The 25,891-nt window shown below is 37.4% G+C and carries 30 protein-coding genes; 5 read left to right on the top strand and 25 right to left on the bottom strand.

All coding sequences use genetic code 11. The annotated features are described in order from the left end of the window. Window positions 1–75 precede the first annotated feature (75 nt). On the top strand, window positions 76–558 hold the full coding sequence (locus AAJG31_RS18555) for a divergent PAP2 family protein (RefSeq protein WP_048394429.1): 483 nt from the start codon (window positions 76–78) through the stop codon (window positions 556–558). 88 nt (window positions 559–646) lie between these two features. Here the strand turns inward: AAJG31_RS18555 and AAJG31_RS18550 are convergent, their stop codons facing one another. The 6 genes from AAJG31_RS18550 to AAJG31_RS18525 all read right to left on the bottom strand — a co-directional run bounded on the left by AAJG31_RS18550 (window position 647) and on the right by AAJG31_RS18525 (window position 6,853). Continuing rightward, complete coding sequence (locus AAJG31_RS18550) at window positions 647–976, bottom strand: YuiB family protein (protein ID WP_004228336.1); 330 nt, start codon at window positions 974–976, stop codon at window positions 647–649. Between the two features lie 245 nt (window positions 977–1,221). Continuing rightward, window positions 1,222–3,015 (bottom strand): carbon starvation protein A, encoded by a 1,794-nt coding sequence (locus AAJG31_RS18545; protein ID WP_237898570.1) that lies wholly within the window; start codon window positions 3,013–3,015, stop codon window positions 1,222–1,224. A 117-nt stretch (window positions 3,016–3,132) separates the two neighbouring features. Next, window positions 3,133–3,876 (bottom strand): LytTR family DNA-binding domain-containing protein, encoded by a 744-nt coding sequence (locus AAJG31_RS18540; RefSeq protein ID WP_054549438.1) that lies wholly within the window; start codon window positions 3,874–3,876, stop codon window positions 3,133–3,135. A 6-nt stretch (window positions 3,877–3,882) separates the two neighbouring features. Continuing rightward, window positions 3,883–5,634 carry a sensor histidine kinase gene (locus tag AAJG31_RS18535; protein ID WP_054549439.1) on the bottom strand — a complete coding sequence of 584 codons (1,752 nt, stop codon included), beginning with the start codon at window positions 5,632–5,634 and terminating at the stop codon, window positions 3,883–3,885. A gap of 25 nt (window positions 5,635–5,659) precedes the next feature. Next, entirely contained in the window at window positions 5,660–6,157 is a 498-nt protein-coding gene (locus AAJG31_RS18530) for an NUDIX hydrolase (protein ID WP_036078588.1), read from the bottom strand. 321 nt (window positions 6,158–6,478) lie between these two features. Further along, a complete protein-coding gene (locus AAJG31_RS18525) occupies window positions 6,479–6,853 on the bottom strand; it encodes an iron-sulfur cluster assembly accessory protein (RefSeq protein ID WP_048394421.1) in 375 nt (124 codons plus the stop codon). A 186-nt stretch (window positions 6,854–7,039) separates the two neighbouring features. On the opposite strand from AAJG31_RS18525, the gene AAJG31_RS18520 reads away from it, so the two are divergent. Then, entirely contained in the window at window positions 7,040–7,732 is a 693-nt protein-coding gene (locus tag AAJG31_RS18520) for a DUF2225 domain-containing protein (RefSeq protein ID WP_048394419.1), read from the top strand. A gap of 50 nt (window positions 7,733–7,782) precedes the next feature. On the opposite strand, the gene AAJG31_RS18515 is transcribed toward AAJG31_RS18520, so the two are convergent. Continuing rightward, complete coding sequence (locus AAJG31_RS18515; protein ID WP_004228295.1) at window positions 7,783–8,019, bottom strand: NifU family protein; 237 nt, start codon at window positions 8,017–8,019, stop codon at window positions 7,783–7,785. Between the two features lie 83 nt (window positions 8,020–8,102). On the opposite strand from AAJG31_RS18515, the gene AAJG31_RS18510 reads away from it, so the two are divergent. Continuing rightward, the gene (locus AAJG31_RS18510; protein WP_054549443.1) at window positions 8,103–8,438 is read left to right on the top strand and encodes a YuzD family protein; all 336 of its coding nucleotides are present in this window, start codon (window positions 8,103–8,105) and stop codon (window positions 8,436–8,438) included. A 54-nt stretch (window positions 8,439–8,492) separates the two neighbouring features. Here AAJG31_RS18510 and AAJG31_RS18505 read toward each other — a convergent pair whose 3' ends face one another. After that, window positions 8,493–9,557: an NAD(P)/FAD-dependent oxidoreductase gene (locus AAJG31_RS18505; protein WP_004228288.1), complete on the bottom strand. Its 1,065-nt coding sequence runs from the start codon at window positions 9,555–9,557 to the stop codon at window positions 8,493–8,495. A 269-nt stretch (window positions 9,558–9,826) separates the two neighbouring features. Between AAJG31_RS18505 and AAJG31_RS18500 the strand changes: the two genes are divergently transcribed. Continuing rightward, window positions 9,827–10,063, top strand: coding sequence for a YuzB family protein (locus tag AAJG31_RS18500; RefSeq protein ID WP_004228286.1), 237 nt, complete (start codon window positions 9,827–9,829; stop codon window positions 10,061–10,063). 79 nt (window positions 10,064–10,142) lie between these two features. Here AAJG31_RS18500 and AAJG31_RS18495 read toward each other — a convergent pair whose 3' ends face one another. Together AAJG31_RS18495 and AAJG31_RS18490 are read right to left on the bottom strand one after the other, a co-directional pair. Next, a complete protein-coding gene (locus AAJG31_RS18495; protein ID WP_066038189.1) occupies window positions 10,143–10,895 on the bottom strand; it encodes a TIGR01457 family HAD-type hydrolase in 753 nt (250 codons plus the stop codon). After that, window positions 10,892–11,344, bottom strand: a complete 453-nt coding sequence (locus tag AAJG31_RS18490) for a DUF86 domain-containing protein (RefSeq protein WP_009371987.1) — start codon at window positions 11,342–11,344, stop codon at window positions 10,892–10,894. The genes AAJG31_RS18495 and AAJG31_RS18490 overlap by 4 nt, the downstream gene beginning before the upstream one ends. A gap of 88 nt (window positions 11,345–11,432) precedes the next feature. Here AAJG31_RS18490 and AAJG31_RS18485 point away from each other — a divergent pair, with 88 nt between their 5' ends. Beyond that, a complete protein-coding gene (locus AAJG31_RS18485) occupies window positions 11,433–11,699 on the top strand; it encodes a DUF3055 domain-containing protein (protein ID WP_009371988.1) in 267 nt (88 codons plus the stop codon). Between the two features lie 83 nt (window positions 11,700–11,782). Here AAJG31_RS18485 and AAJG31_RS18480 read toward each other — a convergent pair whose 3' ends face one another. The 15 genes from AAJG31_RS18480 to sufC form a co-directional block, all read right to left on the bottom strand. Continuing rightward, the gene (locus tag AAJG31_RS18480; protein ID WP_279495903.1) at window positions 11,783–11,977 is read right to left on the bottom strand and encodes a hypothetical protein; all 195 of its coding nucleotides are present in this window, start codon (window positions 11,975–11,977) and stop codon (window positions 11,783–11,785) included. 51 nt (window positions 11,978–12,028) lie between these two features. After that, complete coding sequence (locus AAJG31_RS18475; protein WP_279495904.1) at window positions 12,029–12,556, bottom strand: HAD family hydrolase; 528 nt, start codon at window positions 12,554–12,556, stop codon at window positions 12,029–12,031. Between the two features lie 114 nt (window positions 12,557–12,670). Further along, the gene (locus AAJG31_RS18470; RefSeq protein WP_004228271.1) at window positions 12,671–13,018 is read right to left on the bottom strand and encodes a YutD family protein; all 348 of its coding nucleotides are present in this window, start codon (window positions 13,016–13,018) and stop codon (window positions 12,671–12,673) included. Window positions 13,019–13,051: 33 nt separating this feature from the next. Next, window positions 13,052–13,969 (bottom strand): lipoyl synthase, encoded by a 918-nt coding sequence (lipA, locus tag AAJG31_RS18465; RefSeq protein ID WP_004228269.1) that lies wholly within the window; start codon window positions 13,967–13,969, stop codon window positions 13,052–13,054. Between the two features lie 107 nt (window positions 13,970–14,076). Next, window positions 14,077–14,874: a sporulation protein YunB gene (yunB, locus tag AAJG31_RS18460; RefSeq protein ID WP_048394406.1), complete on the bottom strand. Its 798-nt coding sequence runs from the start codon at window positions 14,872–14,874 to the stop codon at window positions 14,077–14,079. A 23-nt stretch (window positions 14,875–14,897) separates the two neighbouring features. Beyond that, complete coding sequence (locus AAJG31_RS18455; protein ID WP_066038192.1) at window positions 14,898–16,007, bottom strand: HD-GYP domain-containing protein; 1,110 nt, start codon at window positions 16,005–16,007, stop codon at window positions 14,898–14,900. Window positions 16,008–16,040: 33 nt separating this feature from the next. Continuing rightward, a complete protein-coding gene (locus AAJG31_RS18450) occupies window positions 16,041–17,408 on the bottom strand; it encodes a bifunctional UDP-sugar hydrolase/5'-nucleotidase (RefSeq protein ID WP_048394403.1) in 1,368 nt (455 codons plus the stop codon). Between the two features lie 20 nt (window positions 17,409–17,428). After that, a complete protein-coding gene (locus AAJG31_RS18445; protein ID WP_054549446.1) occupies window positions 17,429–18,253 on the bottom strand; it encodes a sulfite exporter TauE/SafE family protein in 825 nt (274 codons plus the stop codon). Continuing rightward, entirely contained in the window at window positions 18,253–19,110 is an 858-nt protein-coding gene (locus tag AAJG31_RS18440) for a DUF72 domain-containing protein (protein WP_054549447.1), read from the bottom strand. Before AAJG31_RS18440 ends, AAJG31_RS18445 begins: the two co-directional genes overlap by 1 nt. Before the next feature lie 156 nt (window positions 19,111–19,266). Beyond that, a complete protein-coding gene (locus AAJG31_RS18435) occupies window positions 19,267–20,265 on the bottom strand; it encodes an ABC transporter substrate-binding protein (RefSeq protein ID WP_259949611.1) in 999 nt (332 codons plus the stop codon). Window positions 20,266–20,507: 242 nt separating this feature from the next. Further along, window positions 20,508–21,905, bottom strand: coding sequence for a Fe-S cluster assembly protein SufB (sufB, locus tag AAJG31_RS18430; protein ID WP_016993620.1), 1,398 nt, complete (start codon window positions 21,903–21,905; stop codon window positions 20,508–20,510). A 97-nt stretch (window positions 21,906–22,002) separates the two neighbouring features. Next, the gene (gene sufU / locus AAJG31_RS18425; RefSeq protein ID WP_016993621.1) at window positions 22,003–22,428 is read right to left on the bottom strand and encodes a Fe-S cluster assembly sulfur transfer protein SufU; all 426 of its coding nucleotides are present in this window, start codon (window positions 22,426–22,428) and stop codon (window positions 22,003–22,005) included. Then, a complete protein-coding gene (locus AAJG31_RS18420; protein WP_048394396.1) occupies window positions 22,418–23,647 on the bottom strand; it encodes a cysteine desulfurase in 1,230 nt (409 codons plus the stop codon). The genes sufU and AAJG31_RS18420 overlap by 11 nt, the downstream gene beginning before the upstream one ends. Next, window positions 23,647–24,954, bottom strand: a complete 1,308-nt coding sequence (gene sufD / locus AAJG31_RS18415; RefSeq protein ID WP_279495920.1) for a Fe-S cluster assembly protein SufD — start codon at window positions 24,952–24,954, stop codon at window positions 23,647–23,649. The genes AAJG31_RS18420 and sufD overlap by 1 nt, the downstream gene beginning before the upstream one ends. Window positions 24,955–24,972: 18 nt before the next feature. Next, window positions 24,973–25,758, bottom strand: a complete 786-nt coding sequence (sufC, locus tag AAJG31_RS18410) for a Fe-S cluster assembly ATPase SufC (protein ID WP_088364074.1) — start codon at window positions 25,756–25,758, stop codon at window positions 24,973–24,975. Window positions 25,759–25,891: the final 133 nt, after the last annotated feature.

The raw sequence follows: 25,891 nt of genomic DNA, 5'->3' as shown, positions 1-25,891 counted from the left end.
GCGTAATATTTGCCTATATCTTCTTTTAGAAAATAATGAATGTTATAATAAAAGCAATTATTTGCGAAGGTTGTGATGAAATTGAGTTTACTCCATAATACCCCATTACTAATTGCCCTCTTTGCGGTTCTCTTTGCACAGTTTGTTAAAATCCCCATTCATTTTTTAATGACCAGACAAGTAAAATGGGGACTTTTTACCTCAACAGGTGGAATGCCTAGTTCTCACTCTGCTTCTGTCACTGGATTGGCAACCTCAATTGCCTATGAGACGGGTTTGGAATCCCCCATTTTTGCGGTAGCCGCAATGTTTTCCATTATCGTGATGTATGATGCTAGTGGTGTTCGTTACCAAGCAGGTCAGCATGCAGCCATTTTAAATCAACTGCGTAAGGATTTCCAAACATTGCTTCATGATTTAAAAAAATGGCCACAGATGGACGGACAAGAAAAAATGGAGGAATTAAAAACATTATTAGGCCATAAACGAAGTGAAGTATTTTTTGGGGCTCTAACGGGTATTTTTATCGCCATCATAGCCTACGAGTTTTTCATCTAACAGACATCAACACATCCTCTAGAGGAGGCTGTGTTTTTTGTATAAAAAAAGTATTCTTTCTTCAATTGAAGAAAGAATACTAAGCACGTTAGAACATTCGATAGCCACTTTTACGTAAATAAATCATCACGATACCAGCCACAATAGAACCCGCAAAGCCACCTGATAAAATAGCAATATCCACAAACTGAAGTGCCTGTAATTTATCAATTAATGCTGGGAATGCAGAGCCTGGCTTAAAAATATAATCTAAGAAGCTTACTTCATCTACAATAAAGATGACAACAATTGGATACACAATTGCCATTAACCATGTCATCCGTAACAGCATATTTAACAAGAATCCGATACCAAAGAACATGACGAAAAATAACAAAATAGAAATGATTAACTGTACTAATGAAACTGGACCATCCATGTATGTATAACCTCCGTTTTCCTCTCATTAGTTTACATGATTACGACACCGCTTTCAATGAACATATCCTTGTTTTCGCTTGTTCGTCATATTTAGGAAAATCATCAATCGATCATCTATGGTTGATCTTTGAATTTAGGGGTAGATGCTTCTTCCGCGGGTATTTGCTTCTCCTTCGTCGTAGATGCTTTTTTCACCAAAAAACTATTGAAGACAAATGCTTATCTTCAATAGTTTCTATGATTTTATGAAGTTGATTGAGCTACTAAAAACTTTGGTGATTTCCAAAGCTGGGCCCATTTTTTAAATGCTGTCAGCACAATTAAGAAGCCAAGCATTAACATGATAACAGATAAAATCCCATTTAACATATTAAAGCCTGCAGCGGCTGGATTCCAGTATACATTTTTAATCATCCAATAGCCTGCAACGTTGACCGTAATGTATAAATAAGCCAATGGGATAAAGCATGTCAATGCATAGATGCGTTTATCTGCGACCTTCAATACCATCGTCACTCCACATACTAGACCAATGGCTGCCATTAGCTGATTGGATACACCAAATAATACCCAGATTGAGCTTATATCCCCTGAATACAATAAATAGCCCCACATAAAGCAGGCAAGTGCACTAGCAAAAATTGTACCTGGTACCCAATTGGTACGCTTCAGTGGTTTATAAACATTGCCACCAAAATCTTGTATTAAATAACGAGCTACCCTTGTTCCAGCATCAATGGCTGTAAGAATGAAAACCGCCTCAAACATAATGACAAATTGATAGAAGTACGAAGATAACTCTGCGAACCAAGGAATACCTGTAAAGATATCTGTCATACCAACTGCTAGCGTTACAGCACCTCCTGTTCGTCCTTCCAAGTCCATGCCGATACTTTGAGACAATGCTTGTAGATGAACGGGCTCCATTCCTAATGTAGCAAATACAGCTGGTGCTGAGTTAATCGCAAAATAGTCGGCTGGATGAAGAGCAGTAGCTGCGATTAAAGCCATCACACCTACTAGTGACTCTACTAACATAGCACCAAAGCCTACAATACGGATGTCCTCCCAACGATCAATCATCTTAGGTGTTGTTCCTGAGCCTACAAAAGCATGGAAGCCAGAAATGGCACCACAGGCAATTGTAATAGAAACAAACGGCCACACAGGACCGGCAATTACTGGTCCACCACCATGAATAAACTCTGTCAATGGTGGGAATTGAATAGCAGGATTAACAAAGAAAACGCCAATAATTAGTGCAATAAATACCCCAATCTTCATGAAACTACTTAAATAATCACGAGGTGCTAATAAAAGCCACACAGGTAATGCAGCGGCAAAAAAGGCATAGATTGGTAAGATGATAGCTAATGTATCCCGATCAAATGTTAAAAAATCACCGAATGCTGTGCCTTGAATAAGCGGTCCGATAAATACCCCAATCATTAATAAAATAAAGCCTACAGTAGATGTAACAATTAAATTGCCTGTTTTACGATAGGCAATACCCACAAGCATGGCGATTGGTATCGTAATACCTACAGCAAACGTTCCCCATGGATTGCGCTCTAAAGCACCTAACACCACCATCGAGAGACCTGCCATTGTAATCGTAATAATGAATAGCATCGCAAGGCCTGTACAGAAACCTGCGATAGGGCCTAACTCCTCCTTCATCACTTCTGATAGGGATTTACCACCATGACGCATGGAAGCAAATAAAACAACAGCATCATGAACTGCCCCACCAATTACTGCTCCGATTAATAGCCATAGAAGTCCAGGCAAATACCCAAATTGTGCAGCTAGGATTGGTCCAACTAAAGGTCCTGCTGCTGCAATCGCTGCAAAATGATGCCCAAAGGTTACCCACTTATTCGTCGGAACATAGTCTTTACCATCTTCCAAAGCGTGGGCTGGGGTGGGCGTATCATCTTTTATTTTAAGTACCTTCTTTGTAAAGAAAATGCCATACAAACGATAGCTGATCATCAAAATACAAATAGACCCTATCACTATTGTAATCGCATTCATGCAAACACCCCTTTTACTTTTTCCACATCATAGCAAAGGAATGTCCATATTATTCGTAAAATAACTGAAATGTCAGAAATTAAAGTTGAAAGGTAGTAGTTGTCCGTTGAAATGCAACTACTTCGATAGGTCAAAAATTTTCCGTACATCCTTCATATATAGCCTACTTACTGGAATGGAATGTCTGTTATGCACAATTAAATTAAATTTAGAACTACTCCAAGGCTCTAATTCCACAATATGCTCTAAATTGACAATATACGCGCGATGGACACGTACAAAGCCTTTTAAGGTAAGTCTTTTTTCTAACGCGGCCAATGATTCAGAAGCAAAAAAACGCCCCTGCTCTGTCACAACAACCGTTTTACTATCCTCAGAGGTACAATACAAAATATCCTGTATTTTCAATAATAAAATTCGATCGTTTACATAAACTGTTAACTTATCGAGCTTGTCCAACTGAGATGCCTTTAACTCCTCCATTGTTTTTGCTTGCGCAGCTCTTTTTTTAGCTAACAGTTTTTCCACAGCTGTTTGTACCCTTTCTGCCTCAAAGGGTTTCAATATATAATCAAATGCATTGACTTCAAATGCCTGCAAAGCATAGTCATCGTAGGCTGTAGCAAAAATAATTTCAGGTCTCTGTGCATTCAGTAATAATTGTTTGGCTAAGTCAAGTCCATTGTTCATGCCTAATTCAATATCTAGAAATATACAATCGACTTCTTCAAGCTGTGACGCTTTGCACAACTCCTCAAGATTTTCAGATTCACCACAAACATTCACTAATGCTGTTTGCTCTAATAAATATCGCAGTTCCGCGCGTGCTAAGGGTTCATCATCCACAATATATACATTCAAATTTTTCTACTCCCATCTAGTCGCCTTTAACGGCAGTTGAATCATAATTTTTGTGCCCACATCTAACGTACTTGTTATATGAAAATCCGCTTCAGAACCATAAATTTCATGGATCCTCTGATAAATATTCCAAAGAGCGGTTCCTGTCCCCTGTTCGGATTGCATTATACGCTTGCCAAGTTGTTTTACCTGCTCCTTCCTCATACCACAGCCGTTATCTTCCGTTAACAGGACCAGCTTATCATTCACACGTTGTACTTTGACATAGATTTTGCCTTCATTACGATTTTTAAAGGCATGATAAATAGCATTCTCGACAAGAGGCTGTAAGGTAAATGGAGGAATTTGCACATCAAAGAGTGTTTCATCCATGATAAATTCAACTTCGTAACGATTTGGAAACCGTGTTTGCTCAATAGATAAATAAGCTTCAACATGATCTATTTCATTTTTCAATGGAATGAGCATTTGCCGTGCGCCCTGCAAATTGCTTCTAAAAAATGTACTAAGCTTGATTAATAATGCTCTTGCCTCATCTGCATCTGTCCGAATCAAGCTTGAAATAGTATTCAGACTATTAAAGAAGAAATGTGGATGAACTTGTGCTTGTAATGCCTTGATTTCAGCATCCTTTAATAATTTACGCTGTTGCTCAATTTCAGCATATTCAAGCTGAGAGGAAAATAGTCTACTCAAACCCTCTGCTAGCTCCTTCTTCACCCCTGTCAAAGAATCCGCTTTAGTGAAATAAAGCTTTAAGCTTCCCACTGTTCGATGCTGTACCTTCAAGGGCAAGACAATGGCAGCACTTAATGGGCAGCTAGCGTGTGGACATTGAATTTCCTTTTGAGATGTAGCCATTAAAATTTTGCCTTCCTCTAATACTCGTTTTGTCAAAGCTGTCATGATTTCTCGATGAATTAAATGATGATCCTCACCAACGCCAACATGTGCTAACACCCCATTTTTATCGGTAATAGCGACCGCATCTACTTTTATTTCTCTTTTAATAATTTCTGCAACCGTTTGGCATGATTCTTCATTCAAGCCCTTACGAAAATGCTCAATTGTTTGTTGGGCAATTGAAAAAGCTTGATGGGTTTGTAATGCCTTTGTTCGCTCCTCTTCATCAATAAACGTTTTAATAATCATGAAAAATAAAAATATCCCAAAGGCATTCATTAAAATCATCGGCATTGCAATTAATGAGACTAACTGCAAGGCCTGCTCAAATGGCTTCGCGACTACTAAAATCACCAGCATTTGAATCGTTTCTGCACAGATGCCGATAATAACTGCTTTCTTATAGGAAAAAGTTTGACGTATTTTAAAGCGTTTACTTAAACCACCTGTAATAAAGCCAGCTAGAATCGTTGAAACACCGCAGGCTATTGCTGTAAAACCACCAAGTGTAATTCGGTGAATACCTGCAATAATTCCTACACATACACCAACAAGTGGTCCACCAAAAATTCCTGCAATGGCGACACCAATTAATCTCGTATTAGCAATGGCCTCCTCCGCATTGATCGTACTATGTATCATCTGATTTAAAGGATGGATTGTCCCACTTTCAATTTTAATCCCTGTATAACTGCTGATAATACATAGGCTACTAAAGATAATAATGAGCCATATTTTCTCTTTCGTTCCTTGCTCCTGAAACAGCTTTTCTCGAAAGAGTCGCCATCTTGACATTAAAAAGGCAAACACAATGATCAGCCCAACTCGCTCTAACATAAATAAAAACAGCTCCATCAAAGGTCACCTCCTAAAAGTCATATTATTTTTTAAAGAATAAACGATAAGAGGTATAACCAAAAATATCACCAGGATTAATCCCTTCTATCGCCTCTAATTGATGTCTTTCAAATTGATTGGAAGCCATTTCCTTTAACATCACAGAGGTTGTTTCATCTTGTGCTAGTTCCTGTGGATACAACCATTTAGCTTCTAAAATTTCTTTTTCTTGAATGGAAACCTGCTGCTGCTCATCTAGCATTCGACAATAAAAAATGGCCATATTATCACTGATGTCATCACGGATGACACCTGTTCTAAATCCAATTAAGCCTGAGACTCTACAATCGATGCCTGTTTCTTCTTTGATTTCACGAATGACCGCCTCATCTACCGTTTCTCCTGCATTAACAAAACCTGCTGGCAATGACCAACGTCCTTTCAATCCGCTATAAGCCTTTTTCACAACTAACCATTGTCCAAGCTCATTCACCGTAACTCCTGATACACCCAACCATATTTTCCCTCGATCTTTTCTCATAACCTTCACCTCTATCTACCTATTATACCTGCTCACTTTCTATGGAATGAAGCATTTATTCTGAATTTTACAGTTAATCCACAGTGAAAATGCTTCTTTCATTCAACCTCAATGAAAGAAGCTATTATACATTGCCTTGAATTTCACTAAATAAGGTCATAAAAATTTGTTGGAAGTGTCAGATGATTTTTAACATAGTTACTTACAAACGGGAAAATAAAAAGAAAGAAAAAAGCTCCTTTCATTCATCATGTTTTGCAACATCATCAATCAAAGAAGCCTATTATTGTTAGCCCATTATTCGAATGGATTTATTTACTTTTACTCACAAACCTCAGGTGTACCTTCACGCTTTGCTGTTCTGAAAGACGTACCGCAGCCACATGATGCAATGGCATTTGGATTATCGATTGTGAAGCCACCGCCCATTAGCGATTGTTTATAGTCAATTTTTGTTCCCATCAAAATCGGCGCATCTTCACGGGAAACAAGAATTGTTAAACCATGCTGAACATCTTCAAAATCATCATCTTTTTTCTCTTTATCAAAATGCATGCCATAGGATAGCCCGCTACAGCCGCCACCATTCACCACTACACGTAAAAAAGAACCTTGTTCTTCATTATGCTCCATCATTTCATTAATATGAAAGCCAGCAGCCTGTGTCACTTCTATAATTTGCTTTGTACTTGTCATCCCAATCACCTTCCTTCTTACGTATTATCATAACAATTTTGACCATTGTATGACAAACATTCAGCTTCAAGTCGATTATAAGTTATAATTCTCATATTTTTCACATTAATAGTATTTTTTATTCATGTTAATAAAAACATCATTGGTATAATAGTTACAACGAATTCTTGGCAGGGGGTAATATATATGGAGATTTCACCATATTATGAGAAAAAAATTCAATGTTTAAATTGCAAAAAAGAATTTCCAACATTAAAAGTGCGTTCAAAATTTATTAAAGTAGATCATACGGAAACAGATTTTCAACCTATTTATGCAGATGAAGTGAATGCTCTCTATTATAATGTTTTTGTATGTGAACATTGTGGCTTTTCCTTTACAGAAGACTTTACAAAATATTTTGCACCGGGTATCCAAGATGATATACGTACACAAATTACAGAAAAATGGGTGCATCATGATTTCAAGGGTGAACGTACCGTATTTCAAGCGATTCAAGCCTATAAGTTAGCGTTTCTTTGTGGCACGATTAAAAAAGAAAAAAATGTAGCGATTGCTGGACTAACTCTACGTCTTGCATGGCTTTATCGTTCCTTAAACAATAGTGGACAAGAAGAGCGCTTTATGAAATTAGCACGTGATTATTATATGGAATCTTATTCTACCGAGGACTACAGCTCTACACAAATGTCAGCTGTCCGAATTATGTATATGATTGCTGAATTATCTAGACGTATTGGAGATATTGAAAATGCGACACGCTTCTTTTCTAGAGTCATTGAAAAACAAAGTGTCGGTGGTGAGGCAAAAATTATAGATATGGCGAAAGAACAGTGGGCCATTATTCGTGAAGAAAAAGAACATGCGCGTCATAAATAGGTAAATAAAAAAGTTCTAGCTTGCAAACAGCTAGAACTTTTTAAAAAGGCTTAGAATACTTGCTCTACTTCCACGATACCTGGTACTTCTTCTAATAATGCTCGTTCAATACCAGCTTTTAATGTAATCGTAGAACTTGGGCAACTGCCACAAGCACCTAATAAACGTAATTTCACAACGCCATCCTCAACATCTACTAATTCACAGTCTCCACCGTCACGTAGTAAGAATGGACGTAATTTATCTAATACCTCTTGAACTTGGTCGTTAATTGTTGCTTCTGCCATTTATCTCGACTCCTTTCCTTATAATGATTATAATGTTAGCAACAGAAAAAATCCAATATTGAATCACAAGGAGAGAAAATACTATGCCATCAACAAAACCTATGATTGAAATTTATGGAACAGCTGTCATCTGTGCTAGTTGTGTCAATGCCCCATCTTCCAAGGATACATATGAGTGGCTACAAGCAGCCATCAATCGCAAATATCCAGATCAAGCATATGATATTCGCTATATCGATATTGAAGGTCCAATTGAGAATGAACGCGACCAAGAGTATGCGTCACGTATTCAAGACGATGAATTTTTCTACCCCCTTGTCCTCATTAACAATGAGGTAGTTGGAGAGGGCTATGTCCAATTAAAGCCTGTATTTACGGCCCTTGAAAATTTAGGGTTTGTCCCAGACGAAACGGTTTAATAAAAATAAAGGGATTGTTTCAAAATGATTTTTGAAACAATCCCTTTCAGCTAATTAATCATTTTGACGTTTGTAATACCATAATAATCCTGATTTCATTAAGCGAGCGATACGCCCAGTTACTGTTGTATCAGCTAAGTATACAAAGCCTTGTTTTTTACCAAGAGCTCCCATAAAGCCTTTTAATTTAATATCTGGCATCTTCTCTGGTAAATGTTCACCTTTCCAACGCATACGAAGTACTTTCACAATTTGCTCCGCTTGTTCCTCTGCTAATTGTGCTGTTGGGGCTAAATCTGATGAAGCACAATCTCCTACAACATAGACATGTTCATCATCGAGTAAATTAAAATACTGTGTGACAAGTGGACGGTCATGTTTATCTTTCTCAACATCCATATCACGCACAATTTTGACTGGCTGGACACCTGCAGTCCAAACCACTGCATCGAGTAAAATTTCATCATCATGATTAAAAATTTTACCTGGCTCTACTCTTGTAATATTTGAATTGGCAACCACATCAACATTATGCTTAACAAACCAATCCTTTACATACTTACTTAGTTTTTCTGGAAAATCTTTCAATATACGTTGACCACGGTCAAATAGCTTGATTTTTAAATCTGAGCGACTTTCACGTAGCTCACTTGCAAGCTCAATTCCACTTAGGCCAGCCCCTATAATTCCAACTGTAGACCCAGCTGGTAACCCACAAAGTGCTTGGAATGTTGCACGTGATTTACCCATTGTTTGAATGCTGTACGTATACTCTTCCGCACCTGGTACACCATGATATTTATCTTCACAGCCAAGCCCAATGACTAAATCATCATATTCTATACGTTGTCCGTCTTCAAGAATGACTACTTTTTCCGCACGATTAATTTCAACGACTTCTCCATATACGGCTGTTAAACGTTCATGCTCTGGGAAGCTTACACGAATTTCTTTATCTGTTGCTGTCCCTGCCGCCAATGCATAAAACTCTGTTTTTAAACTATGGAAAGGGGCTCTATCTACTATAACTACCTCTCTGTCTAATGGTAGGCTGTTTAATAGACGAAGCATGACACGCATATTGCCGTAGCCGCCACCTAAAAGTACTAATTTTCCCATAATAGTCTCCTTTTATATCTCTTTTAATAATTGTTCACAAAGTATCCACAAACGAGTATAACCGATTGTGAGAAGTTTCACAATATCAGAATGAAATTTTGTGAAAGATTTCACAAAATAAACGAGAACCTGTTCATTTCTATTGATTTTTAAGCCATTAATAACAAATTCCCTTTATCTTTTATTAAAAAACGTTTCTTTTCTCTTAAACATAAATAATTGACGAAAATCGTAAAACCGAGTAGCATTACTTTGGTGAGGTGACATGGATGAATCCAATGGTTGAATTTTGTATAAGTAATTTAGCAAATGGCTCTCAAGCAACTTATGAAGTACTCGAACGCGATCCAAACATCGACGTTTTGGAATATGGCTGCCTCAGTTATTGTACAAAGTGCTCAGAATCCTTTTATGCAATAGTAAACGGTGAATTAGTAGAAGCAGATTCTCCTGATGAATTAACGAAAGCCATTTATCAATTTATTGAAGAAAATCCTTTATGGTAGTTTTCTAAAATACCTATATGAATAAATTTGAACAAATAAAAAGGATGTTATGCTGAAAATTAGCATAAACATCCTTTTATTACTTTAGTACGTCCACTACATATGTAGGTTGGCATTCTTTTTCGAGGACAATCTTTGTAGGCGTCACCCCAGTATTCACATGAATGGTGTCACAGCCAAATCGAATGCCACACATAATGTCCGTATCATAATTATCACCGATCATTACCATGTCTTCTTTCGCAATTCCATGTTCGGTCGCAATTACTTCCAGCATGGCTGGCGATGGCTTACCAATATAGATTGGTTCAACATCTGCAACTTCTCCTACCAAGCGTGCAAAAGAACCATTGCCTGGTAAGAACCCATATTCTGTTGGGAATTTAATATCCTGATTCGTGGCAATAAAGGTCGCTCCTTGCTGAACAAAAACCGTTGCCCTAGCAAGTGCCATATAATCAAGCGTACGATCAATCCCCATAACAAATACATCGGGCTCATCCTCAACAGGCACAATATTTTCATTGAGTAGTGCCTGACGAATACCATCTGTACCCATCATCGCTACCTTTTTGCTTGGAAAATGTAGGGCCACATACTTTGCTGTGACCAATGCACTTGAATAAATATGCTCTAATGGCGCGTTCACGCCAATAGACAGTAAAGCTTCTTGCAGTTGTTCTCGCGTCTTCGAAGAATTATTCGTTACATAGAATGGCTCAATTCCTGCTTGCTGTAAACGATGAATAAAAGCTACCGCAGAAGGAATACCTTCCTTCCCACGGTAGACAGTACCATCTAAATCAAAGCAATAGGCCTTATATTGTTTCATTGATGATCCTCTGGCAAAAATGCTGAAACAGGTCCTAATTCATTTGTTAAATAATTATGAACTGCTGGCGAGAACTGCTTTAAAGCCGTTAGATTAGCTGTTAGTACATGGATAACCTCTTGGATATCTACCTCTATAAACTCACGCACTAGCATTTTACGTAAGCCAACAACTGCTTTGTATGGTGCTTCCAAATCAGCAGCTACAACTTTTTCATCGACTAAAATATCAATAATATCCTCGTAGCTTCCTGGATCGCGCATAATGAAACCGTCAATCATTAAATTTCCTACATCCATCATTGACTCCATAATGTTGTGTCCAATTCGCTCGATAGCTAATTTCTTTATATCATTCTGAAGCCAGTTATCCTCTGTCTCCAAAATAGTTAATAGCCCATCTAAGTACTGTAAATTTTTTGTGATTTTATTACGATCTACAAAATACACAAGGAAAGCCCCCATTCAAATCTTTAAAAGTTGATAGTCTTTTCTCTTCTATAGTACCATAACTATAGGATTGGAAGGAGATTAAAAGATGGAACGTTTTTTTTTATATGATGATGTAGAAGATACGAAAACAAGATTTGTTAGTTTTGCTGGACAAAAGCTACGTTATGATTTAGCTATATTACAATCTGGCCGCTTCTTTGGAAAAGTGCTTGTCATGGATATCCAGTTCGGTCGCTTTGCTATTATTGGTCCTGATGATGTAGAAGAGCCTGGTTACTTAGAACATGTGTACAATCGCACAGAGGAAGAAACAATCGAATTACGGGAATACTTGCGTGAATTATTGAACTAACACCCATTTTATTGGGTGTTTTTTTATATAACATAAAAAAATTTCGCTAACCCTGAGCGATTGCGAAATCTTTTTACGTATTGTTATTTATTTAAAGTGGATGGATTATCTTTATTATGGGGCTTGTCTTTATTTTCATTATCATTTTGCTTTTTCGCTTGCTGATTTTGACCAATCACAGCTAAATCGTCTACACTAATATCAAAACCATACCCATATTCCTCTCGATCTAATGGCTTTTTATTGCGGTTTTCTTTTGCCAACATCATCACCTCCATTCATAAATTATCCCTTTTTTAATGATTTATACGCCCTTTTTCTCAATACATTTAAGCTGTGACATCCTTAATAATCCACTGGGCAGCGCTTATTAAATCTGGAAAGACAGCATCTGCTAATGGATCTTGTTCTCCTAGGAAAACACCCTTTGTTCCTGCCCGTTTTCCTGCAATAATATCCGTATCTGTATCGCCAACCATATAGGATTTTGATAAATCAATGTTATATTTCTTTCCTAAATCCACAATTAATTTGCTATTGGGCTTGCGGCAGGCACAACCTGACTTAGGTTTGTGCGGACAATAAACGACTTCATGGATTACTGCCCCTTTTTTCTCTAGCTCCTTCACCATATGTTCATGTATTTTCTGTAAGCCACTTTCCTTCATAAAGCCTAAACCAACCCCACCTTGATTTGTCACGACAAACACATAATCAAAATGCTTATTTAGCTTTCTGATTGCTTCAGGCACTTGCGGTAAAAAGTACAAATCCTTAGGCTTATTCACAAACTTCACACGATTGGTCAGTACTTCATTGATAACACCATCACGATCTAAAAATACGGCTCTTTTCATTTGCAACACACCTTCGATAAGCTGTTTTGTGCTTTAGTTTTCCCCAATTACACAAAAGCTAACAATCATGAAAAAAAACCTGATGCCTATCACATCAGGTTTTTGTATAAGAGTTTATTCTGCTAAAGGTTCATGGTCTGTTGGCTTTGTTACTTCACTCATATCCACTACTTCTGGCTGTTTCATAACTTTCCCCAATTTACGTAATACGAAATAAGCACAGCCAAAATTACAGTATTCGTATAGATAATCTTGAAGCGTACTTATTTTTGTATCAAAAGTGGATTTTTGATTTTTATCATCAAAAAACCCCTTTAAACGTAACTGGTTATAGCCCCAATCACCTACAATATAATCGTATCTGGCTAAGATATCTGAGTATCTTTCCTGAAAAACTTCCTCCTGAAAGGCCTCGCGATAATCTTCTATTAGTTCATATTCTAATCCTTCAACTATGATCAAAGTGACACCACCCTTTTCGTTCAGCCTTGACGTTTACACTTCCGCTTGTAATTGACGTTCTTTCGTTGCAGCATTTACTTGTTCGTCTGCATGATAACTACTACGTACAAGTGGGCCAGCCTCACAATGCTTAAAGCCTTTCTCCATGGCAATCTTACGCAGTTTACCAAATTCTATTGGTGAATAGTATTTTTTAACTGGTAAATGCTTTTTCGTTGGCTGTAAATATTGACCGATCGTCATAATATCTACATTATTTGCACGTAAATCGTCCATGACTTCTAAAATTTCTTCATGTGTTTCGCCTAATCCAATCATTAGTGATGATTTCGTTGGAATTTCAGGCTGCATCTCTTTAGCTAAACGCAGGAACTCTAAAGAGCGTTCGTATTTTGCACGAGCGCGCACTCTAGGTGTTAAACGGCGTACTGTTTCAATATTATGATTTAAAATATCTGGTTTTGCATCCATTAACATTTGAAGGTTCTCCTTCATCCCGCCTAAATCTGATGGCAATACCTCAACAGATGTGAAAGGACTTTTACGACGAATTGCACGTACTGTTTCTGCTAAAACTTGCGCTCCGCCATCCTTTAAATCGTCACGTGCGACCATTGTAATAACAACGTGCTTTAAATTCATAATGGCTACTGAATCTGCAACGCGCTCTGGTTCTGCCAAATCTAGTTCATTTGGTAAACCTGTTTTCACTGCACAGAAACGACAAGCACGTGTACAAACGGAACCAAGAATCATCATGGTAGCAGTACGTCTCTCTCCCCAGCATTCATGGATGTTTGGACAACGAGCTTCTTCACATACTGTATGCAGATTTTTCTCACGCATCAGCTTTTTAAGCCCTTTATATTCATCATTCGTGTTTAGTTTTATTTTTAGCCAATCTGGTTTTCTTACATGTTCTTCTTTACTTGTAGGTTTACAAGATGTCATACGAATATCGCCCCTATCAAAAATATACATTTTTTAATATTAACTATCTTCACTGTTGTCAATGTAACATATTAAAGGCACTCCAACAACTATCACAACAAACATTTCTATTTATAAGGGACAGGTATTTCTATGGACGGTTGTGGCGCGTCACTACTATTGGTATAAATGTTTGGAACAGGTCCCCTTGTTAGGCCCATCGCTACAGGTATATCCTGTGCAACGGTAGAAGATTTACTAGCGAAAGGAACAATAATCTGAACATTTACCTCTAAATGAATACCTACCTCCACATAAGCACTATTGATTCCAAATTCTTGAATAGAGGATGTCACATTACTATGAACATTCCCAATCACATGGAAGCGAATCGGGATCTTTGGCCCCAAATTTCCAAGCAAGGGAATATTGGCTGCTTGACCAAGCGGTACAAAAAAGACAATGCCATCACCATCTTGGATCCTGTTAATATCATATTCAACATTATCTAATTCAGGTAAATGGGATAGCTCTCCCTGTTCAGCTTGCTCCAAATACATTTTAACAAGCTCTAATGTCTCTGCTCGAACACGATTAATGATTTCTGTATTAAACTTAGTCGTCATCATTTCAGACGTACCTGGAGGAATATCTTCAATGATATCATTTACATCTAATACATTAGAGGTACGTGAATTAATGGCTTTACTCACAACATATGAGGCAATCTTCGTAGTTTGCACTTCCGCATATTGCAAATAGGTTGGCATGAGCCGTTCATTTAAATAATAAATAAATAATATAAGGCAAACAACCATACTAACAATTAAAATCGTTAATTTATTAAGACGCATTCCCCTTCTACCATATGAGCGTAATTTCATTCTTTTTCGAGGGAAAAACAAAAAAATCTCCTCCTGTTCCATAACGTATGAACAGGAGGAGTAATTTATTCTACTTTTGCGGGAACCACATAATCCGTCTCAACATTTTCAATTGTTACATCAGGATAATCCACTAAATTAATTTCATATGTAGCTGCCAGCAATTGATCTTGTTCTTCAAAAATACGAATCCATGGTAATGCTGCATCCAACGTGTTTTGTCTAGATACAATCCCACGGCGTCCATCTGATAATTTTAAAATAACACCATTTGGATAATGAACAACAGCTCTTTTTAAAGCTTTTACAATTCGAGCATCATAAAGAGTGCCCGAGCCAGCTTCAACAATAGCTAGTCCTTGTGAAGGGAGCATCTTCTCCCGGTATACACGATTCGTTGTCACCGCATCAAAAACATCTGCAACACCAATTATCTTGGCAAATGGATGAATTTCAAAGTCAACAAGTCCTCTTGGATAGCCACTTCCATCAATACGTTCATGGTGTTGGAAAGCACAGTGCGCCACAAGCAGAGAGATTGAATGTAAATTCCGTAATAAATCAAAACCGTAACGAGCATGCATCTTCATCATTTCAAACTCATCATTCGTTAAACGTCCTGGCTTTGTTAAAATATCTTTCGGTACCATTAGTTTACCGACATCGTGTAATAATGCACCTATCCCGATCAAACGTAAATCCTCAGCAGAGTAGCCAAGTTCTTTGGCAATGGCAATAGAATACAATGTCACTTGGAAAGAGTGTTGATATAAATATTCATCAAATAAATAAGCATCTGTTAAAATGGTTAGAATTTCATTATTTCCAGTAACTGCAGAAAGTAATTCATCTACGATCGAAACAATTGTCTTTGATTGCTGATCTAATATATAAGAAGCATTTACTGGATTCAAACCATCAATGGACTGGAACGAATCCTTTATAGTTTTGATGACTTTATTTCGCATAGCAGGTGGAACGGTCTCTTCTACTTCTATTCCCTCAGAAATCTCATCGTCAATATATAAATAATGTGTATTTAACTGTTGAAGTCTTTGAATAATACGGTCATTAATGACAACATCTTTCTTTAAAAGCGGATGACCTGCCTCATTCCAAATGGTTCTTCCTAATACCATTCCTTCTTTTAATACATCGATTGAAATTAATCGCATGACTTCTTCCCCATTCCATTCTTTAAACTCTCTCTATTGTTTAAAGAATCTTTGACCATAATCTATCATAATGTTTCGTAAAAATTCAGGTAAAATATATTGTTTTTTTGCATATTTAAAACTTGGATAAAAATAACCAAATGTAAACAGATCCAATGTGACCAGTTTATAAATGTGATTTTGATCTGCTAGCTTACCATTAATTAATAATTGCCGATTTTCATTCATGGAAAATCCATATGTCAATATTTTTCCAAAAATGACGCCTCTAAACCCTAGTCCTTTTAGTTCGATATAGGGCCATTCTTCATTTTTAGATTGCATATAAATTTCTTTCATTTCAGCGACGGATAATTCAATTGTACATAAATTAATTGGATGTGGAAAAATTCGGTGCAAATCTAAGGCAGTCACTATTCCCTTAGGAAGACCATCTAAAAATATCCCTGCATTGAATAATGCACAGTCCGCTCCGCTTTTTTCCAAAATTGCATGTGCAAATAAATCAGATAGCTGTGAATAATGGAACCATTCCTTGTTGTAGGCTTTCTTTGTTGTAAAAACTGGAGTATCCAATATTCTGTTTCCTTCATCCTCCAAAAACTGTACCACTTTCTGTTCATTTTTAACAATTGGCAAATCCTTATTATGAATTAAAGTATCCTTTTTTTCAACAATTTTCCTCAATTTTTTATCATATTCTATGATAAGATGTCCAGTATATTGGCCAAACTTACCTCCACCTGTCAGTAAAACCCCATTAATCACTTTGCCCTCTGGTAGGACATGATGAGTATGAGAGCCGAATATAACATCAATTTCTGGACACTCATCCGCTAAGAGCTCATCCTCTGTAATGCCTAAATGGGATAAGCATACAACAATGTCTACTTCTTCACGTAGTTGATGCGCTAAACGTAGCAGTGTACTTCTAGCGTCGTCCATATGCCAATTTAATTCTTCATAATATACTTCAAACATGGCCGTGGCTGCAATGACGCCAATCTTCGTACCCATTGCTGTTGTTAAGATTACATAAGGCTTCATCCATGCTGGCTTCTTCCCGTGGGAGGCATATACATTTGCAACCACAACATCAAAATTAGCATTGTCATATAAGTGGAAGAGCTCTTCATGGGATAATGTAATACCTTCATTGTTGCCGATTGTCACCACATCGTAACCCGCCTCATTTAGCAATCGCACATTACCTTTCCCAACTGTTGCTTCTGTATAAATGTTGGAACGATCTAAATGATCTCCAACATCAAACAAATAGCTTGTTTCCCCGATATTCCCTAATTTATTGCGCATTTCTTTCACATAGCTTTGCATTCGTGGCCAATACTTAAAATGACTATGCAAATCATTTGTGTGAAAAATATGGATCTTTTCAAGCATTAAAGCCACCTCACTTCAAATTAAGCTAATATGCCTTCTATAATAGATCGAATTCCTAGTAATAATAGAATAATCCTTAAAGCTAGTACAAGTGTATCGGATTTAATCCTCTTATTTAACGCAGCACCCAGCTTTGCTCCAACATAAGCCCCAGGAATAACTGGAATAGTATAAAGCCAGGGTACATGACCGAAATAAACATGGCTTGCAGAATTAACAATGGACGTTAAAAATACCATAAACATCGATGTTGCCACCGCGACATGTGGGGGGAATAAGAATAAAATAATCATTGCTGGCACGATCATGGAGCCGCCACCTATTCCAAATAAACCAGAAGCAAAGCCAATACCAAATGTTAATGTAATAGCAAACCAAATGGGATAGCCATATACATAGGTTTTTCCCTCAGAGTCAGTAAACTCTTGCTGCATACCATTTTTTACAAACCATTTTACAGGCTTCAGTTTGTCTCTCACAAGCAAAATAATCGATAAAATAATAAGTAAAATACCGAAATATAAATTAAAGGATGGTAAATCTAATCCTTTATTGACCCATGCGCCAAGGATTGTTCCTGGAATACTTCCAATAAAGAATATAAAACCACTTTTATAATCCACCGTTTTAGATTTCATATAGCTTAGCGTGGAGGCAAGTCCCGTGAAAATCATCATCACCACTGATAAACCGACTACTTTTTGTGGTGTAATATCTGGGATCATTCCTAAATTTAAGCCGATGTATAATGTTGCTGGTACTAATACTACACCACCACCTAGCCCAACTAATGAGCCAATTAGACCAGCAAGCAAGGCAATGATGACTAATAAAATAAACTCCATTATAGTTCCCCTTCAAACATGTTTAATTGTTTAGGTGCCAACCCGACATCGTTAATATTCAACATACCTTGTAGCTCCTTTGCGTTTTTCGCTGCATGATTACCAGAATTATTATTAAATAAAACGAAGAGTTCATTGACCTCTGGTTCAAGCTTTTTCATGCTATCCCCAAGCTGCTGTAATTCTTCTTTATTATAATCATATAAGAAGCGAACTTTACGCCAATTTTCTGCATTTCCTGTGTTCCGCCATCCATGTATATTGCGACCATGGAGACGAATCAACGCTTTATTTGCAGTCACTACAGGGTAGAAAGGAACAGATCCTACACCAGCCTGTGGTTCATCACAAATCGTATGGATAAATTGATGTTCTCGTAAGAAATCTATCGTCTGCTTGACAACATTTTCTGCATACCATGTTTGATTTCGAAATTCAATCGCTACTTCAAAATCCTTTAACTGCTGTCGGATATACAATAAATATTGCACATTTTTTCCTTGGCAATCAAACCATGGTGGAAATTGTGCTAATACCATGGCTAGCTTTCCATAACGTTTAAATTCATTGGCACATTCAATAAATGCATTGAACATATCATTTTTTGATTCAAAGGGAATCTCTCCACGTAAATGACCCGTCATTCCTTGGTAAGCTTTCACAACAAAACGGAAGTTTTCAGGTGTATCCTCACACCATTTCCGAACATGCTCTTTGGCTGGTATGGCATAAAAAGAAGTATCTACTTCAACCGTTAAAAAATGACCTGTGTAATCAAATAATTTATCCTTTGAAGTAGTCACTCCACTATAAAGTGAAGGGTGATCGCCCCAACCAGTTAATCCTACTACAATCATGTGACATCCTCCTCTATGTACATAATCATAGCACACAGTATGTCACTACAAATAAACATCATGTAAAAAATATACCTTCTTTTATCACTTAATTATGCCAAAGAAAAAGCATGAGTCCATATTCCATTGAACTCATGCTACTATAACAGGCGACGTTTATTTCACAAGATTTTGCTGAATAGCCTCTAAAAACTTAATTCGGCTATATGCAGGGCCACCTTCCATTAGTGGATCTAGTACATTAACAAATACTCGGTCATTTTTAAATGCAGTAATATTTTGGATGATTGGATTCTTTTTAAAGTCTTCTAAAGCATTCGGCGCGTCCGCATTTTCATCTGTTGAAAACTGCACAAATAAATAATCAGGATTCATATCTGCAAGCTGTTCTACAGAAATGGCCTCTTGAGATTTAGCTTTAGCAACTTCATTAGGTACTGCTAAACCAAGCTCGCCATATAGAACTGCATTTAAAAATACTTCTTTTGGATAAACATACGCTTGTCCTCCACGAATACGAATAGCCGCTACTTTTTGATCTTGTAGTTTTTCAGTTAACGTGGACTTAGCAGCTTCAATATCAGCTTTATATGTAGATAAGATCTTCTCAGCATCTGCTTGCTTACCAGTTAGTTCTGCTAGTAAATTCAAATTAGATTCCCAGTTCGTCGAAATATGTGAAACTAAAATTGTAGGTGCAATTTTCTCTAATTTACTTTGTACCTCTTCTGGGAACTTTGTGGACCCTAAAATGACATCTGGATTTAATTCTAATATTTTTTCAAAGTTTGGTTTAATCTTCTCACCAATAGATTCTGCTTTGTCTGTTACAGAAGCATAGAGCTCAGGGAACTTGCCACCAATAGCAATAGCTCCAACTGGGTGAACATCCAGCACCACCATATCCTCCATTGCTTCCATAGCTCCTGTTACAACAATTCTTTCAACTTTTTCTGGCACTTCATAGCTTTCACCAAGATATTCAATCGTTCTTGTGCCATTTTCATTTGTTGATTCTTCTTTTGTTTGTGTCACTTCTTCTTCTTTTGGTGTATCAGTGGAATATTCCTCTTCTACTGCCTTCTTCTCTCCACATGCGGCGAGAATGAGCATAAATAATGCTATGAAACTAATAAATAAAAACTTCTTTTTCATTTACCTATTCTCCTTTGAATGATGATTAACTATCTCATCTTGCTTATTGAAGTACTGCACATCTTCTAGATTTACCATCCCCCTTTTCAATTGATATTGATTCTCATTATCATTTTAGTATGTAATCTTAAATAAATCCAGTACTATTTCGATATATTATAATTATCCACTTTCTTTCACGACGTAAAAACACAAAAAACCCCTAGTCACAATTTATGTTGGGACTAGGGGTGGCTAATAAATTAACCGATAGAACCTTCCATCTCGAATTTAATCAGACGGTTCATTTCTACTGCGTATTCCATTGGTAGTTCTTTTGTGAATGGCTCGATGAAGCCCATTACGATCATTTCTGTTGCTTCTTCTTCGGAAATTCCGCGAGACATTAAATAGAATAATTGTTCTTCAGATACTTTTGAAACTTTTGCTTCGTGCTCTAAAGATACATTATCATTAAAGATCTCGTTATAAGGAATTGTATCAGAAGTCGATTGATTATCCATAATCAGCGTATCACATTCGATGTTAGCACGTGCACCACTTGCTTTAGGACCGAAACGAACTTGTCCCATATACGTTACCTTACCACCTTGTTTAGCAATCGATTTAGAAACGATTGTTGAAGATGTGTTTGGTGCCATATGGATCATTTTAGCGCCAGCATGTTGGTGTTGTCCTTTACCTGCTAATGCAATCGATAATGTCATACCACGAGCACCTTCACCTTTTAGGATACATGCTGGGTATTTCATTGTTAATTTAGAACCGATGTTACCATCAATCCATTCCATTGTACCGTTTTCTTCTACAACTGTACGTTTCGTTACAAGATTGTAAACATTGTTCGCCCAGTTTTGAATTGTTGTATAACGGCAATATGCATCTTTACGAACAACAATTTCTACAACTGCTGAGTGTAAAGAGTTTGTTGTGTAAACAGGAGCTGTACAACCTTCAACATAGTGTACGTGAGCGCCTTCATCTACAATAATAAGTGTACGTTCGAATTGACCCATATTTTCTGAGTTAATACGGAAGTAAGCTTGTAACGGTGTTTCTACTTTAACACCTGGTGGCACATAAATAAATGATCCACCTGACCATACTGCTGAGTTTAAAGCAGCAAATTTATTGTCTGTGTAAGGAATCACTTTGCCCCAATATTGTTTGAAAATATCTTCGTTTTCACGTAGAGCAGAGTCAGTATCTTTGAACACAATACCAAGATCTTCAAGGTCTTTTTTCATGTTGTGATAAACTACCTCAGACTCATATTGTGCAGATACACCTGCAAGATATTTTTGTTCAGCTTCTGGGATACCTAATTTATCAAAAGTTGCTTTGATTTCATCAGGTACTTCATCCCATGATTTTTGAGTAGCTTCTGATGGTTTTACATAGTACGTAATTTCATCAAAATCTAAATCCCCAAGATCGCCACCCCATTGTGGCATTGGTTTTGTATAAAATGTTTCAAGAGCTTTTAAACGGTATTCTAGCATCCATTCTGGCTCTTGTTTCATATTTGAAATTTCACGGACGATTTCTTCAGTTAAACCGCGTTTTGAACGGAAAATTGATACGTCCTTGTCATGGAAACCGTATTTGTAATCGCCGATATCAGGCATTTTTTTAGCCATCGTTTCTCCTCCGTTCATTGATGTATTTTTCTAGGTAATCATCCCTTGCTTTGAGTGAAGCCATAGTAGCTTTCACTCAAGAACAAGGAAGTAAGAGTTATTTCACACCTTTTTCCATTGCTTTCCAAGCCAATGTTGCACACTTAATTCGTGCTGGGAATTGTGAAACACCTTGCAGTGCCTCAACATCCTCAAGGTCATATTTATCGCTGTACTCCTCACCCATCATCATTTTAGAAAAAATATCAGAAAGCTCAATAGCTTCCTCTACTTTTTTTCCTTTGATGAGCTGTGTCATCATTGATGCAGAGGACATAGAAATAGAACAGCCTTCACCATCAAATTTTGCATCCTCTACAACACCGTCTGTCACTTTCAATGTTAAGTGAATACGGTCGCCACAAGTCGGATTATTCATATCGATCGTTACAGCATTCTCATCTAAAGATCCTTTATTGCGAGGATTCTTATAGTGATCCATAATGACTGAACGGTATAGTTGATCTAAATTATTAAAAGACATCGCCAAAATACTCCTTCGCAGAACGTAACCCTGCAACTAAACGGTCAATATCCTCCTCTGTATTGTACAGATAGAAGCTTGCTCGTGCTGTCGCTACTTGCTGAAGACATTTCATTAGTGGCTGTGCACAATGATGTCCTGCACGAACAGCAATACCATTCATGTCAAGCACCGTTGCCACATCATGTGGATGTACATCATCTAGATTAAATGTTACTAATCCACAACGCTTCATAGGGTCACGTGGGCCAAAAATTTTCAAACCGTCAATTGTTTCAAGTTGATCCATTGCGTAGCCTGCAAGCTTATGCTCATGCTCTAGAATGTTATCTAACCCGATATCAGTTAAGAAATCAATAGCGGCTCCTAAACCTATTGCACCTGCAATAATAGGCGTTCCACCTTCAAATTTCCACGGTAATTCCTTCCACGTTGACTCATAAAGCCCAACAAAATCAATCATTTCGCCACCAAACTCAATTGGCTCCATCTTTTCAAGGTGTTCCTTTTTACCATATAGTACACCTATTCCAGTTGGTCCGCACATTTTATGCCCTGAGAAACCTAAGAAATCTACATCCAAATCTTGCACATCAATTTTCATATGTGGCGCAGCTTGTGCACCATCGGCTACCATGACAGCACCATTAGCATGTGCAATTTGAGCAATTTCTTTAATTGGATTTATTGTTCCAAGTACGTTTGATGCCATAGACACCGAAACAATTTTTGTTTTAGGTGTGACTGTCGCACGTACTTTCTCTAGGCTAAGAGTGCCGTCTGCTTCAAGCTCAATGTATTTTAAAGTTGCATTTTTTTCTTTGGCTAATTGTTGCCAAGGAATAATATTGGAATGATGCTCCATATGAGTAATGACAATTTCATCACCCTCAACAACATTTGCACGACCATAACTTGTCGCAACTGTATTTAAAGCGGTTGTTGTACCACGCGTAAAAATAATTTCCTGTGTTGATTGCGCATTAATAAACTTACGAACCTTTTCACGAGCACCTTCATATTTATCTGTTGCACGGTTTCCTAGTGTATGCACGCCACGGTGAACATTGGAATTATCAAATTCATAATAAGCTTTAATCGCTTCAATCACTTGAACAGGCTTCTGAGACGTCGCTGCACTATCAAGATATACAAGTCTATGACCATTTACATCCTGATTTAAAATTGGGAAATAGCTTTTAATGTCTTTATTCATCATTAGCGAACTTTCCTTTCAATAACCTCCGTCAGTTGCTTTTGAACGCCTTCAATTGGTAATTGCGTAACAACTGGCGCAAGGAATCCATGGATAACAAGGCGCTCTGCTTCTGCTTTCGAGATACCACGGCTCATTAAATAATAAAGCTGTAATGGATCTACTCGACCAACAGATGCTGCGTGTCCTGCTGTTACATCATCTTCGTCAATTAATAAAATTGGGTTTGCATCCCCACGAGCTTTTTCTGACAGCATTAATACACGTGATTCTTGTTGTGCATCGGCTTTTGTCGCACCATGCTCGATATAGCCAATACCGTTAAAGATTGACTGAGCTGCATCTTTCATTACACCATGCTTTAAGATATGCCCGTTTGAGTTTTTACCCCAGTGACGAACCTCAGTAGTGAAGTTAAGTTTTTGTTCTCCACGACCAACTACGACTGTTTTTGTATCTGCATGAGAACCGTCACCAATCAAATGCGTAATGTTTTCAGAGATTGTATCAGAATCATTCATTAGACCAAGAGCCCAGTCAACTTTTGCGTCACGCGCTAAACGTGCACGACGATTAACATATGTCGTAAATCCTTTTGCAAGGACATCTACTGCACCATATGTCACCTGTGCATTATCTTGAACAACGACTTCCGCAATAATATTCGCTTGCCCTTTTGCCTCTTCAACTGTTGAAACATAAGTTTCCACATATGTTACTGCTGAATTCGCTTCTGCTACTACTAAAACATGGTTATATAATGAAGCTTCCGCATTGTCATTAAGGAAAACAACTTGAAGTGGTTGCTCAATGATCACGTTTTTTGGTACGTATACAAACACTCCACCATTAACAAGTGCTGTATGAAGTGCTGTTAACTTATGCTCATCTACTTTAACAGCTTCTGTCATAAAGTATTTTTGTACAAGTTCGCCATGCTCACGAACTGCTGTGAAAATATCAGTAAAAATAACACCTTTATCAGCAAGTTCTTGTGATGCCTTAATATATGCTGGTGTATTATTACGTTGAATATATAGGTTTTCTTGTGCTTCAAGGTCAATTAAACCTTTTGCTTCTTCAGGTAGAGCATCCAATGAAGGGAATGCCTCACTATGAACTGCCAACACTTGGAAGTTCATGAAATCCCATTTTGTAATATTCGTTCTATCTGGTTTTGGCAAATCTAAACCAGCTACTTTGTCTAGTGCTGCCGCGCGAAGTTCTGTAAACCAAGTAGGTTCACCATTTGCTTCTGAGAACGAGCGCACGTCCTGTACTGTTACAGGCAAGTTAAGTTCCACTGTCATGCTAGTTCGTCCTCCTTCTTATGCTTCTTGTTCTTCTGTTTCTTCTTCGATTCCTAATTCTTTTTTAATCCAGTCATAACCTTCTGCTTCTAAGCGTTGTGCAAGCTCTGCACCACCTGATTTTACAACACGTCCTTGCATCATTACGTGTACATGGTCTGGTGTAATGTAGTTTAATAGGCGTTGATAGTGTGTAATCATTAAGCAGCCAAAGCCTTCACCGCGCATTGCGTTGATGCCTTTTGAGACAACTTTCAATGCATCGATATCAAGACCAGAGTCAATTTCATCTAAGATTGCAAATGTTGGTTTGATCATCATTAATTGAAGAATCTCATTACGTTTTTTCTCCCCGCCAGAGAAACCTTCATTTAAATAACGTTGAGCCATATCTTCGTTCATTTCAAGGAATTCCATGTTTTTATCTAATTCGCGGATAAATTTCATTAATGAAATTTCATCGCCTTCTTCACGACGCGCGTTAATTGCTGAACGTAAGAAATCAGCATTTGTAACACCAGCAATTTCAGATGGATATTGCATTGCTAGGAATAAACCAGCTTGAGCACGCTCGTCTACTTCCATTTCAAGCACATCTTCGCCATCTAACTCAACAGTACCTGAAGTTACTTCATATTTTGGATGACCCATAATAGCAGAAGCTAGTGTTGATTTACCAGTTCCGTTTGGTCCCATAATTGCGTGAATTTCGTTTGTATTAATTGTAAGATTTACGCCTTTTAAAATCTCTTTTCCGTCGATAGCAACGTGAAGATCTTTAATAACTAAAGTTGACATGAAAATACCTCCATAGTGTTCAGTGAATGGGTCAACCATTCCTTAATTATCATCATTCTAATCTTAACTGAAAATCGTTCTCTATGCAAACCATTTCAATTACTTTCCCATTCCTTAAATAAAATCTTTAAAAATAAAG

The sequence above is a fragment of the Lysinibacillus sp. BS3 genome (assembly GCF_039614735.1).
GTDB lineage: Bacteria > Bacillota > Bacilli > Bacillales_A > Planococcaceae > Lysinibacillus > Lysinibacillus capsici.
This window is presented reverse-complemented; position numbering and strand designations above follow the sequence as displayed.

Coding starts and splice junctions, on each gene's coding strand:
- AAJG31_RS18555 (WP_048394429.1), top strand. CDS start 76: ATGAAATTGAGTTTACTCCATAATACCCCATTACTAATTGCCCTCTTT.
- AAJG31_RS18550 (WP_004228336.1), bottom strand. CDS start 976: ATGGATGGTCCAGTTTCATTAGTACAGTTAATCATTTCTATTTTGTTA.
- AAJG31_RS18545 (WP_237898570.1), bottom strand. CDS start 3,015: ATGAATGCGATTACAATAGTGATAGGGTCTATTTGTATTTTGATGATC.
- AAJG31_RS18535 (WP_054549439.1), bottom strand. CDS start 5,634: ATGGAGCTGTTTTTATTTATGTTAGAGCGAGTTGGGCTGATCATTGTG.
- AAJG31_RS18530 (WP_036078588.1), bottom strand. CDS start 6,157: ATGAGAAAAGATCGAGGGAAAATATGGTTGGGTGTATCAGGAGTTACG.
- AAJG31_RS18525 (WP_048394421.1), bottom strand. CDS start 6,853: ATGACAAGTACAAAGCAAATTATAGAAGTGACACAGGCTGCTGGCTTT.
- AAJG31_RS18520 (WP_048394419.1), top strand. CDS start 7,040: ATGGAGATTTCACCATATTATGAGAAAAAAATTCAATGTTTAAATTGC.
- AAJG31_RS18515 (WP_004228295.1), bottom strand. CDS start 8,019: ATGGCAGAAGCAACAATTAACGACCAAGTTCAAGAGGTATTAGATAAA.
- AAJG31_RS18510 (WP_054549443.1), top strand. CDS start 8,103: ATGCCATCAACAAAACCTATGATTGAAATTTATGGAACAGCTGTCATC.
- AAJG31_RS18505 (WP_004228288.1), bottom strand. CDS start 9,557: ATGGGAAAATTAGTACTTTTAGGTGGCGGCTACGGCAATATGCGTGTC.
- AAJG31_RS18500 (WP_004228286.1), top strand. CDS start 9,827: ATGAATCCAATGGTTGAATTTTGTATAAGTAATTTAGCAAATGGCTCT.
- AAJG31_RS18495 (WP_066038189.1), bottom strand. CDS start 10,895: ATGAAACAATATAAGGCCTATTGCTTTGATTTAGATGGTACTGTCTAC.
- AAJG31_RS18485 (WP_009371988.1), top strand. CDS start 11,433: ATGGAACGTTTTTTTTTATATGATGATGTAGAAGATACGAAAACAAGA.
- AAJG31_RS18480 (WP_279495903.1), bottom strand. CDS start 11,977: ATGGAGGTGATGATGTTGGCAAAAGAAAACCGCAATAAAAAGCCATTA.
- AAJG31_RS18475 (WP_279495904.1), bottom strand. CDS start 12,556: ATGAAAAGAGCCGTATTTTTAGATCGTGATGGTGTTATCAATGAAGTA.
- lipA (WP_004228269.1), bottom strand. CDS start 13,969: ATGACATCTTGTAAACCTACAAGTAAAGAAGAACATGTAAGAAAACCA.
- yunB (WP_048394406.1), bottom strand. CDS start 14,874: ATGGAACAGGAGGAGATTTTTTTGTTTTTCCCTCGAAAAAGAATGAAA.
- AAJG31_RS18455 (WP_066038192.1), bottom strand. CDS start 16,007: ATGCGATTAATTTCAATCGATGTATTAAAAGAAGGAATGGTATTAGGA.
- AAJG31_RS18450 (WP_048394403.1), bottom strand. CDS start 17,408: ATGCTTGAAAAGATCCATATTTTTCACACAAATGATTTGCATAGTCAT.
- AAJG31_RS18445 (WP_054549446.1), bottom strand. CDS start 18,253: ATGGAGTTTATTTTATTAGTCATCATTGCCTTGCTTGCTGGTCTAATT.
- AAJG31_RS18440 (WP_054549447.1), bottom strand. CDS start 19,110: ATGATTGTAGTAGGATTAACTGGTTGGGGCGATCACCCTTCACTTTAT.
- AAJG31_RS18435 (WP_259949611.1), bottom strand. CDS start 20,265: ATGAAAAAGAAGTTTTTATTTATTAGTTTCATAGCATTATTTATGCTC.
- sufB (WP_016993620.1), bottom strand. CDS start 21,905: ATGGCTAAAAAAATGCCTGATATCGGCGATTACAAATACGGTTTCCAT.
- sufU (WP_016993621.1), bottom strand. CDS start 22,428: ATGTCTTTTAATAATTTAGATCAACTATACCGTTCAGTCATTATGGAT.
- AAJG31_RS18420 (WP_048394396.1), bottom strand. CDS start 23,647: ATGATGAATAAAGACATTAAAAGCTATTTCCCAATTTTAAATCAGGAT.
- sufD (WP_279495920.1), bottom strand. CDS start 24,954: ATGACAGTGGAACTTAACTTGCCTGTAACAGTACAGGACGTGCGCTCG.